This is a genomic window from Pseudomonas antarctica, assembly GCF_900624995.1.
GTDB classification, from domain to species: Bacteria; Pseudomonadota; Gammaproteobacteria; order Pseudomonadales; family Pseudomonadaceae; genus Aquipseudomonas; species Aquipseudomonas antarctica.
This window is the reverse complement of the sequence record NZ_UYXQ01000036.1, coordinates 23,219-34,049: the sequence shown is the minus strand read 5'-3', so window position 1 is coordinate 34,049 and position 10,831 is coordinate 23,219. Positions and strand designations below refer to the sequence as shown.

The 10,831-nt window shown below is 58.3% G+C and carries 10 protein-coding genes; 5 read left to right on the top strand and 5 right to left on the bottom strand.

Annotated features, from left to right (window positions below):
- On the bottom strand, window positions 1-1,093 hold a 1,093-nt coding region (locus tag E0F99_RS17770; protein ID WP_130908841.1), incomplete at its 3' end, for a cache domain-containing protein.
- A 230-nt stretch (window positions 1,094-1,323) separates the two neighbouring features.
- On the opposite strand from E0F99_RS17770, the gene E0F99_RS17765 reads away from it, so the two are divergent.
- The 3 genes from E0F99_RS17765 (at window position 1,324) to E0F99_RS17755 (ending at window position 3,953) form a co-directional block, all read left to right on the top strand.
- Window positions 1,324-2,154 (top strand): undecaprenyl-diphosphate phosphatase, encoded by an 831-nt coding sequence (locus E0F99_RS17765; RefSeq protein ID WP_083358261.1) that lies wholly within the window; start codon window positions 1,324-1,326, stop codon window positions 2,152-2,154.
- Window positions 2,151-2,534, top strand: a complete 384-nt coding sequence (locus E0F99_RS17760) for a DUF1294 domain-containing protein (RefSeq protein WP_083358262.1) — start codon at window positions 2,151-2,153, stop codon at window positions 2,532-2,534. Before E0F99_RS17765 ends, E0F99_RS17760 begins: the two co-directional genes overlap by 4 nt.
- A 126-nt stretch (window positions 2,535-2,660) precedes the next feature.
- Complete coding sequence (locus E0F99_RS17755; protein WP_083358263.1) at window positions 2,661-3,953, top strand: amidase; 1,293 nt, start codon at window positions 2,661-2,663, stop codon at window positions 3,951-3,953.
- Here the strand turns inward: E0F99_RS17755 and E0F99_RS17750 are convergent.
- From E0F99_RS17750 to E0F99_RS17740, 3 genes are all read right to left on the bottom strand, one after another.
- Window positions 3,940-4,293 (bottom strand): MmcQ/YjbR family DNA-binding protein, encoded by a 354-nt coding sequence (locus E0F99_RS17750; protein WP_083358264.1) that lies wholly within the window; start codon window positions 4,291-4,293, stop codon window positions 3,940-3,942. The two genes, E0F99_RS17755 and E0F99_RS17750, sit on opposite strands and share 14 nt — an antisense overlap.
- Entirely contained in the window at window positions 4,290-5,198 is a 909-nt protein-coding gene (locus E0F99_RS17745) for a LysR substrate-binding domain-containing protein (protein WP_083358265.1), read from the bottom strand. Before E0F99_RS17745 ends, E0F99_RS17750 begins: the two co-directional genes overlap by 4 nt.
- A gap of 196 nt (window positions 5,199-5,394) precedes the next feature.
- Window positions 5,395-6,774 (bottom strand): NAD-dependent succinate-semialdehyde dehydrogenase, encoded by a 1,380-nt coding sequence (locus tag E0F99_RS17740; RefSeq protein ID WP_083358266.1) that lies wholly within the window; start codon window positions 6,772-6,774, stop codon window positions 5,395-5,397.
- Window positions 6,775-6,932: 158 nt separating this feature from the next.
- Here E0F99_RS17740 and E0F99_RS17735 point away from each other — a divergent pair, with 158 nt between their 5' ends.
- Window positions 6,933-7,859: an AraC family transcriptional regulator gene (locus tag E0F99_RS17735; RefSeq protein ID WP_083358267.1), complete on the top strand. Its 927-nt coding sequence runs from the start codon at window positions 6,933-6,935 to the stop codon at window positions 7,857-7,859.
- 29 nt (window positions 7,860-7,888) lie between these two features.
- Here E0F99_RS17735 and E0F99_RS17730 read toward each other — a convergent pair whose 3' ends face one another.
- Window positions 7,889-9,781 (bottom strand): tetratricopeptide repeat protein, encoded by a 1,893-nt coding sequence (locus E0F99_RS17730; RefSeq protein ID WP_083358268.1) that lies wholly within the window; start codon window positions 9,779-9,781, stop codon window positions 7,889-7,891.
- 244 nt (window positions 9,782-10,025) lie between these two features.
- Here E0F99_RS17730 and E0F99_RS17725 point away from each other — a divergent pair, with 244 nt between their 5' ends.
- A complete protein-coding gene (locus E0F99_RS17725; RefSeq protein ID WP_083358269.1) occupies window positions 10,026-10,637 on the top strand; it encodes an FMN-dependent NADH-azoreductase in 612 nt (203 codons plus the stop codon).
- Window positions 10,638-10,831: the final 194 nt, after the last annotated feature.

Sequence of the window (10,831 nt, the reverse complement as noted above, 5' to 3'; positions counted from 1 at the left end):
GGATCACCTCCACGGCCTGGCTGATGGTGCTGGAGAGTTGGTCGATTTGCTGCAAGCTGCCGTCGATATTCACCTGCCCTTGTTGCGCCTGGGCCTGGGCGTCACGCATTTCGCTGGCTGCGTGCTCGGCGTTTTTCGCCACGTCCTGCACGCCGTAGGTCACTTCATTGATCGCCGTCGCCACCAGCTCCATTTGTTGCGATTGCTGCTGGCTGCGGTCATTGGCCTGGCTGGCGCTGGTACCCAACTCCGTGGACGACTGGCCCAAGGCGTTGGCGCACACCTGCAATTGGCCGACCACCTGGCGCAGCTTGGCGGTAAAGCTGTTGAAGTGCTGGGACAGTTGGGTGACTTCGTCGCGCCCGTGGGTGTCGAGGCTGCGCGTCAGGTCGCTTTCGCCGCTGGCGATATTGCCCATGGCGTTCACTGCCGCTTGCAAGGGTTGCACGATGCTGCGGGCGATCAGCACCACCAGCAACGTCATCACCAGCGCGATGCTCAGAACAATCAGCGAGGTTTTCCACACCTGGCCATTGAATTCGGCTTGCACATCGTCCACGTAAACGCCGGAGCCGATAATCCAGCCCCAGGGTTCGAACAGTTGGATATACGAGGTTTTTGCCACCGGCGCTTCGGCACCGGGCTTGGGCCAGCGGTAGTTGACGATGCCGGCGCCCTTGGCCTTGGCCAGGATCACGAACTCGTTGAACACTGCAAAACCGTCCGGGTCGCGGATCGCCGAGAGGTTCTTGCCGTCAAGCTTGGGGTTGGCCGGGTGCATGATCATCACCGGCGTCAGGTCGTTGATCCAGAAGTAATCGTCGTGGTCGTAGCGCAGGCCACGCACGGCGCTCAAGGCTTGCTGCTGCGCGGCTTCACGGGTCAGTACCCCGGTTTTCTCAAGATTCTGGTAATAGGCCAGCACGCCGCTGGCGGTCTGCACCACATGCTGGGTCTGCTGGCGTTTGGCCTGGTAGAGGTCGCCATGGATCTGCTTGAGCATCAACAGCCCCAAGGTCAGCAGCATCAACACGGCGACTACCAGGATCAGCCAGAGGCGGCGGCTGATCGACATGCTGCGCAAACTGTTCATCGTCCTGTCACTCCATGCTTTTTATATTTGTGGGCGCTGCATCGACATTTGCGGCTTGTCTGATAGGCTTTCGGCCAATAATCGAAAAACCTGAGTACTCCCTGATTTTTCACGAAATTTTTGCGGGCCGATGGTGAAAATCCACCTCGGGCACTTGAGTGCGCTCGGCGTCAGTGAACGATTAAAAAGACAGTCAAGGCAAGCCGCTGAGCATGACCTTTGGGGGAAACATGGATTTTTGGACAGCCATACAGGCATTGATTCTTGGCGTGGTGGAGGGGCTGACAGAGTTCCTGCCGATCTCCAGCACCGGGCACCAGATCATCGTCGCCGATTTGATCGGCTTCGGCGGCGAGCGCTTTGACGCGTTCAACATCATCATTCAATTGGGCGCGATTCTGGCCGTGGTCTGGGAGTTTAGGCGCAAGATCCTCGACGTGGTCATCGGCTTGCCGACCCAGCGCAACGCCCAGCGCTTTACCGTCAACCTGATGATCGCCGTACTGCCGGCGATCGTACTGGGTGTGATCTTTGCCGACCTGATCAAGCATTACTTGTTCAACCCGATCACCGTGGCCACCGCACTGGTGGTGGGCGGTGTGATCATGTTGTGGGCCGAGCGCCGCCAACATAGGGTTCACGCTGAAACGGTGGATGAGATCACCTGGAAAGACGCGCTAAAGGTCGGCCTGGCCCAATGCCTGGCAATGATTCCAGGCACCTCGCGGTCCGGCGCCACCATCATTGGCGGCCTGCTGTTTGGCCTGTCGCGCAAGACCGCCACCGAGTTTTCGTTCTTCCTGGCCATGCCAACCATGGTCGGCGCAGCGGTGTATTCGGGCTACAAATACCGTCACCTGTTCCAGCCCGATGACCTGCCGGTATTCGCCATCGGTTTTGTCACCTCGTTCATCTTCGCGATGATCGCGGTCAAGGCCTTGCTCAAGTTCATCGCCAGCCACAGCTACGCGGCGTTTGCCTGGTATCGGATCGCGTTTGGCCTGGTCATTCTGGCGACCTGGCAGTTTGGCTGGATCGACTGGTCTGCGGTCAAGCCATGAACATTCAGCACCCGCGCCTGAAGGCGTTGATCTTTGTGCTGCTGTGCGCCGCGCCGCTGATTGGCGCGGCGTTGGTGTGGTCTCGCGGTGAGACGGTGATTCCGCTGGCGGCGTATGGTGTGGTCAGCGTGGTGGCGTTTTTTCTGTACTGGGGCGACAAGCGCAAGGCACAGACAGAGGGCCCGCGCGTTCGCGAAAACATCCTGCACGCCGTGGAACTGGCGGGCGGCTGGCCTGGAGCATTGATCGCCCAGCAGGTGTTCCGGCACAAGACGCGCAAAGTGTCGTATCAGGTGCTGTTCTGGGTGATTGTGTTGCTGCACCAGGTGTTCTGGCTGGATCAGCTGTTCCTCGGCGGTACGTTGCTGTCGGTGTTATAGGGCGGAGGCGCTTGGACATTCCCTGCAACTACAACGAGTCGGGAAGCACCTTACCCATTCATTGATAGGCGCTGGCAGCACACTACCGTTATGCTCCAGGCACTTGAATGCACTGGGCCAACACGAATGTCTTTCTCGGATTCATTGCTACGTCACTCAGCGACTGAGCTTGGCGCACTGATTCAACAGCGCAAGCTCACCTCCACCGCCATTGTTTCCACCTACCTTGCCCGTATCGAGGAGCAAAACCCCGCGATCAACGCGCTGGTGCAAGTGTGCGCCGAGACGGCATTGGCTGGCGCATGGGCGGCGGATCGGGCCGTCGCTCAAGGTGAGTATGGCGGCGTGCTGCAGGGCGTTCCCTTTACCGTCAAAGACGTTATCGATACCTGTGGGGTGGTGTCGGCGGCGGGTTTGGCTGAGCGCGCTGACTACCGGCCGGCGCAGGATGCCGTGGTGGTGGCGCGCATGAAAGCGGCCGGCGCCATCCTGCTGGGTAAAAACAACTGCCCGCCGGGCGGTGGCGGTGGGGTGACCGACAACCCCGTCTATGGCGCCACCCGTAACCCGCATGCGCTGTCCCATAGCCCAGGCGGCAGCAGCGGTGGCGAAGCGGCGGCGATTGCTGCGGGGCTTTCACCGGTGGGGTTGGGCAGTGATTCCGGCGGCAGTTTGCGCGTGCCGGCGCATTTTTGCGGTGTTAGCACCTTAAAACCCACCACTGGCCGCGTGCCTAACACCGGGGTTTTCGATCACCCGGGTGGGTTGAGTGACTGTCGCAGCCAGATTGGCCCGATGGCCCGGCATGTCGAAGACCTGGCCTTGGTGCTCCAGGTGATCGCAGGCGAAGATGGGCAGGATGCCGGGGTGATTCCAATGCCCTTGCGCGCTGTAGAGGCTCAAGCGCTGAGCGGTTTGCGCGTCGCTTGGTATGGTGACGGCGGTATAGAGCCCGCTGACGAGATAACTCAAGCCACGCTGCAGGTAGCCGCCAATCTGTTGGAGCGCGCGGGCGCCGTCATCAATCCCGCGTTCCCATCGGTACTGAGGCATTCACGCGAGATTACCGAACGCTACTGGGCGATGAGCAAAGGCAGCGGTGCGCAGTCGATAAAACTGCTTGCCGACTGGGATCATTTTCGCAGTGCCATGTTGGGGTTCATGGCGGACTACGACCTTATCCTGTGCCCGGTTGACGCCGCGCCCGCGCCGAGCCTGGGAGCGGAACGGCCGGGACTGTTCAGTCACACCTTGCCGTACAGCCTGGCAGGCTGGCCCTGCGTGGTGGTGCGCGCGGGTACGGATGCGTCGGGGTTGCCGGTGGGCGTGCAGATCGTCGCGCGACCGTGGCACGAGCATTTGGCGCTGGCGGCGGCGATGGCCATTGAGCGCGCCGTGCCTTTTGTTAATCCAACTTGAGCCCCACCTGCGTGCGCTTGGGCAGTTTGCTCACCACCAGTTGGTGAGAACGCTGCAACAGCCCACGCAGTTCCTCGGCGCCGATCGGGTAGGGTGTGTTCATGATGATCCACTGGGCCCGCGCGAGGTAGGGCGCCGGGTGGATGCCCGGGCGGTCGACGTGGCCGAGGAACAGTTCTTTGTCGACCTTGAACGCCAGCGACTCGCCGCGCAGGTTTTGCAGGGCGAACATCTTGTTGCCGGCAATCGAGAATACGCGCACGCCGCCCCATTTGTAGTCTTCCCGCGCGCCGGGCAGGCTCAGGCAGAAAGCGGCGACGTGGGCTTCAGTCATTTTCATAGCAAGCGGTCTCCGCAGCCCTTGAAGGCTTCTTCCAGGTAGTCGATCCAGGCACGAATGGCCGGCAGTACGCCACGACGGTGCGGGTACACCGCCTGCAACCAGCCGCCCGGCGAGGACCATTGCGGCAGCAGTTGCACCAACTGGCCGCTGGCCAACTCCTCTTCGCAATACATCATCGGCAGCACGGTAAAGCCCAAGCCTTTCAGGGCGCAGGCTTTGCGCACAATGAAGTCGTCGATGCCCAGGCGTGCTTCCAGCGCCAGGTCTTCGCTGTTGCCTTGCGGGTCGATCAGGCGCAGGTGGACCTGGCGATCGGCTTCCAGGGCACCCAGTACCGGCAGTTGCTTGAGGTCGTCGAGGCTGTCGATGTGCTGGCCTTGTATGAGTTCAGGGCTGGCCACCAGGAGGGTCTGGGCCTGGCGCAAGCGTTTGGTCACCAGCAGTGGGTCTTCATCGCCCGACTCGCGCACGCGCAGGGCCACGTCGATGCCTTCGGCCACCAAATCGACACGCCGGTTCACCAACGTCATTTCCAGCTGTACCAGCGGGTGGGCAGCGAGAAAGCCGGCGACCATGTCCGACAGCATGTGCTGGGCCATGCCCACCGGGCAGCTGACCCGCAGGCGCCCGCGCGGTTCGCTGGACATGCTGGCCACGGCCTCGTCGGCCATCTCCGCTTCGAGCAGCATGGCCTGGCAATGGCGCAGGTAGCGCTCGCCGACGGCGGTGAGGGTCAGTTGGCGGGTGGTACGTTGCAACAGGCGTGCGCCGAGGCGTTCTTCCAGCTCGGCAATGCGCCGTGAAAGCCGCGACTTAGGGATGCCCAGCAGTCGTCCGGCCGCTGCAAAGCCTCCGGCTTCGACGACTTTGGCGAAATAGTAGAGGTCGTTGAGGTCTTGCATGGTCAACCTATTGTCCTGTCAGTGGGACGAACTATCCGCGTCTGGCGAGGGCAAATCCACTACAAAAACACATGCGGGCTTAATGTGGCGAGGGAGCTTGCTCGCGCTGGTATGCGCAGCGGTCCCAATCTTTTGGGGCCGCTTCGCGCCCCGGCGGGAGCAAGCTCCCTCGCCACAAAAGGCGGGTTCATACGGCTTAGAACTGTGCACCCGCCATCAGCACATACTTCACCTGCACGTACTCTTCAATCCCGTAATAGCTGCCTTCGCGGCCATAGCCTGACTGCTTGATGCCGCCAAATGGGATCGACGCAGTGCCGACCGAGCCCGAATTGAGGATCACCATGCCAGCCTCCAATTGGCGCGATAGCCGCAACGAACGCCCCAGCGCGCTGGTAAAGGCATACGCCACCAAGCCAAATTCGGTCTGGTTGGCGCGGGTGATGACTTCTTCTTCATCCTTGAACGAGTAGATGGCGAACACCGGGCCGAAGATTTCCTCGGTGGCCAGCGGTGAGTCGTCCTGCAGACCGGTCAATACGGTGGGTTCGTAGAACAGCCCGCCCTTGGCGTGGGGCTTACCGCCCATCAGTACCTTGGCGCCGGCAGCCTTGGCGTCTTCGACCAGGCGCACGACTTTGTCAAAACCCAGTTGATTGACCAGCGGCCCGACCACAAAGTCTTCGCACAGGCCTTGGTCTACGCCGATCTTGGCGACGGCCGCCTTTACGCGTTTGATAAAGTCTTCGAGGATGCTGTGCTGCACAAAAATTCGGTTCGGCGAGATGCACACCTGGCCGCAGTTGCGCAGTTTGGCACTGACCAAACCCTTGACCGCCTCATCCAGGTTGGCGTCTTGGAACACAATAAACGGCGCGTTGCCGCCCAGCTCCAGGGTCATTTTCTTGAGGGTGGCTGCGCATTGCGCCGCGAGCAATTTGCCGACGCCGGTGGAGCCGGTAAAGGTGATTTTGCGAATGCGCGGGTCGCCGGTGAAGATCAGGCCGATTTCTTTAGGGTCGCCGACCACCACTTCCAGCACGCCGGGTTCGATACCGGCCATGCGTGCGTATTCCAGCAATTTGAAGGCGGTGAGCGGCGTATCTTCGGCGGGCTTGATGATCATGGTGCAGCCCGCCGCCAAGGCCGTGGCGACTTTGCGGGTGATCATCATGAACGGGAAGTTCCACGGGGTGATTGCCGCGACCGGGCCGATGGCTTCTTTGGTCACCAGCACGTTGGCATTGCGATCGTGGGTGGGGATGGTGTCGCCGTAAACGCGCTTGGCTTCTTCGGCGTACCACTCGATAAAGCCCAGGCCATAGTCGATTTCGCCACGGGCTTCGGTCAGGCATTTGCCGTTTTCGCGGCACAGCAGTTCAGCGAACGCTTCCTTGTCGGCCTTAACCGCGTCGTGCCAGCGGCGCAGGATCTTGCTGCGCTCCTGGGCAAGCTTCGATGACCATTCAGGAAAGGCCGCGCAGGTGCGGTCGACGGCGGCCCTGACCTCGGCCGAGGTGTACTTGGCAACGCGGCCGATTTCTTCACCGGTGGCGGGGTTGTAGACGATAAGCATGGGGGAATCTCCGAGGGCTGAAAGTGCTGTTTCAGGCTACGCAAATGGCCGGTTGGAGCGAATATCCATTCCAATGTGCTGATTGCCTATTCCTATGAGTGCATAGCCACAGCGATATTCGCGCGGTAACGTGCTGTTTTCGCCAGGAGCCACGCACCATGGGCCGTACCCAGAAAATTATCGAGTTGATGGGCAGCTTGGCACCTGTCGAAGGCTATAACTTGACCGCACTGGATGACGTGCGATTCCTGCGCTCCAATCGGCCTTTGCACCGGGTGCCGGTGCTCTACGATCCAGGTATTGTGATTGTCTGCCAAGGGTGCAAGCGCGGTTATCTGGGCGAAGATATTTACCTGTATGACGCACAGCACTATCTCGTGGTATCGGTGCCGGTACCGTTCACCATGGAAACCGAGGCTACTGAAGAGGAGCCGATGTTGGCGGTGTACCTGCGGCTGGATTTCACCCTGGCCGCCGACTTGATAGTGGCGTTGGATGACTTCCAAGGCTTGGTCGAGGCCAAGCCCCGCGGCATGTATTCCTCGCCCATGGATGAAAAACTCAGCGAGTCGCTGCTGCGCTTTTTAGAGGTGATGAGCGTGCCGATGGACGCGCAGATCCTCGGCCCGACGCTGATGCGCGAGATCTACTACCGGATCATCACAAGCGAGCAGGGCGGCTCCATGCGCGCCGCGCTCAACCGCCAGGGCCAGTTCGGCAAGGTTGCGCGGGCGATTCGCAAGATTCATGGGTGCTACCACCAGCATTTGGACGTGGAGGCGCTGGCTGCGGAGGCGATGATGAGCATGCCGAGTTTTCATGCGCACTTTCGCACGGTCACCGACACCTCGCCGATGCAATACCTCAAGTCCACGCGCCTACACCAGGCGCGCTTATTGATGCTGCGCAACGACATCACCGCCGCCACGGCGTGCGCCAAGGTCGGCTATGAAAGCGCCTCGCAGTTCAGCCGTGAGTTCAAGCGCTTTTTCGGGCGTACGCCTCGGGAAGAGATTCAATGGATGAAACGCACCTATGCGCTGCCGGTGCCTGCGTCGGCATCGATTTATGTGTCGTCGCATTGAGCCCGCCCATTGGCAGGCGCCAGGGCAGGCTAATTGACCTGCAAACCGACTAAGTTAAAGACAGCACTTTGGTCGGTTTTTTCATGCTGGAGTAAAAGCATGCAATGATCTTGGTAGGCACTTTTGAAGGCATTGAAGCCTTCGTTTTTACTCGGGTCAGTTTTGCTATGAATAGAAAAATTCTTGAAGTTTATTCTGATTTCGCAGTGATCGCCAAGGCCGTTTACAACGCCATCGACGATGCAAACCAAGTGGCTCATTTCGTTCAGTTTTATCTGGGTCAAGGCATTGTTATAGTCACACTCCCGTTCGTACGACTTTATGATAAGTGGCATGTACAGGCCGGCGATGTTGTCCGCGGTGATACCAATGGTGTCTTTTGCCGGCTTCGCCAACCTGAAGCTTGCCCCATTGTAGTTGATTTCATAAATCAGCTCATCGATGCGAGTAATGGCTATAGCGATGGTCCTCGTCAAGCCACTATCCATAAGGGTGATAGCGCGGCCGTGTTTCAGTCGGTCAAGCTCTGCAGCGCAGTACTTCAATAATATGGGGGCCCCAAGAAGGTCGCCTTTCGCCAGTAAGCAGAAGGCCAGTCCCCGCTGGTTCAGCGGGTTGTCTGGCATGGCTGTCAGGCCTCTCTCGAACAATGCTTGTGCCTCGTCAAACTCACCATAAAATCGCTTGATTTCAGCTTTTTGTGAGATGGCTTCGGGCATGCCAGGCTCCAGCAGCAGGCTCATTTCAATGTGTTCCAAGGCCTTGCTGTACTGCTGTTGGTTAAATAAGCAAATGCCGAGGTTGAGGTGCGCGGAACTGGAAGTTTTATCGATGCCTATGGCGTGCTCGAAGTAATTGATCGCGTCCGGGATCTTGCCGAGTTTCAGGAATGAGACACCGAGGTTGTAAAGTATCACTGCATCGTCGGGCAGGTTGTGATTGGCGGATTTTAGAAAATCGATAGCCTCAGCATAGCGGCCTTGCTCGCCCAGGGATGAACCTTTAATGGCTTGGGCGTAAGGTAGGTGCGGCGAGGTTTTTAATGCTTTGTCGCAATAAGCAATGGCGTGGTCGTGCTCATTGAGGACGTGATAGATCGAGGCGCACTTAAGGTAGAGTTGTTCGGACTCTAGCATGGCGGCCAAGTTAATATAGATCTCGAGTGCTTGCGAGTACTGGTCAGCTTTGAGGAATTGCTCTGCATTATTGATCTTGGTGTCAACTTTATCCAGAATCGCCTCTTTTTTAATGCCGATCCGGTCGATGTAGTTTTGCTGCGTTAAGGCTTCGCCAATGTCTATGGGTTTTGAATGTTTGTAGAGAATATCCAGGGCGGGTTTTTTATCCAGGAAACCCCGAGTGACTCTTTTCTTAGCGATGATTGACAGGAATTCTTGCAGGCAGGCCTGTGTGTTTATAACCCGCGACGTCTGTAGGCCCCAGGACATGATTGAAAATTGAATCAATTCTTCGATCTTGGTATCCGGCAGCGTATCGACCTGCCATGAGTCAGGCACATTGGAAAGGTTGTGTTTGAGCCGCAGCACTTCAAAGTCCTGGGTAACCTTGAGTTTTGCCTCGGTGCTTTCCGCAGACTTCATGAAGTTGCGGTAGTGTGCCAAGTAGGTCAGAAAGGTCGAGAGGCTTTTGTTGAGTGTCGACCCTATCAGAATTTTGTTCTCGCCTAGGTGTGCCCGTGCAAGAGGTATGGACAGTTCCTCAAGTTTGACTTGAGCGAAAATCTTTGTTTTCGAATAGGCCAGAGTGAAATCATCATCGTTTTCTAAGCCAAGCGCTAAGAATGCAGGCTCATCGATCGTTTTTATCAGGTGATAAAGCGCGCAGGCATCTTGAAAACTAAACCCTGCCGAGGCATTGGCCCCGCCGGTTTTGACTTTGCCGAAATAGCTATCCTTAGTCATTGATTGCGCCTTCCTTGACTCATAAAAGGAGCGAACAATATTGAGAAAACCAGGAATTGTAAATACTGTGGCTGAGGTCGGTCGAGCGCTTCCAGCGCCTGTGGGTTTGGCCGACAGCTGAGGCTATACTGTCCTGCTGGCAGGACGAACAATCACATTTTGCCCCTCTAATCGATCATTGGCTTCACCTGTAGGATTAACCTCACTCGATCGCCTAGCCGCGATCCTCACTTGGAGATCCCGCATGAAACTGTTGCATATCGATTCCAGCATCCTCGGCGACAACTCGGCTTCGCGTCAGCTCAGCGCTGCTGTGGTCAAGGCCTGGCAAGCGGCTGAGCCGGGTGTGGAAGTGACTTACCGTGACCTGGCGAGCGAAGGCATCAGCCACTTTTCCGGGCTGACCCTGGGCGCCCTGGGCACCGCTGCCGAGTTGCGCGATGCGGTACAAAAGCACGAGGCTGACCTCAGCGCTTCGTCGCTGGCTGAATTCATCGCCGCCGACGCTGTGGTGATTGGCGCGCCGATGTACAACTTTTCGGTACCGTCCCAGCTCAAGGCCTGGATCGACCGCATCGCCGTCGCCGGCCAGACCTTCCGTTACACCGAAGCCGGTCCTGAAGGCCTGTGCGCTGGCAAGAAGCTGATCATTGTCTCCACCGCCGGCGGTTTGCATGCCGGCCAGGCAAGCAACGTGGGCCACGAAGACTACTTGAAACTGGTGTTTGGCTTCCTTGGCATCACCGACATCGAGTTCGTCCGCGCCCAAGGCCTGGCCTACGGTGAGGAAGTGCGCAGCAAGGCGTTGAGCGACGCTAACGCAGTCATCAACGAACAATTGTTCGCCGCCGCGTAAGGCGTGTGTAAAGTTTGCCGTTGTCCGGTTTCAATCTGAAACCCGGCGCCTAAACTCTGTATTCTGGTCGTCTCAACACGACCGGAGTACGGAGTTTTTTCGTTTGCCCGCTGTCACAATTTTGGCCCAGGTTATGCACACGTGGGTTTATCACCCGGTGTGAGCACCTTGAACCATGGACTTTTCATTCAGAT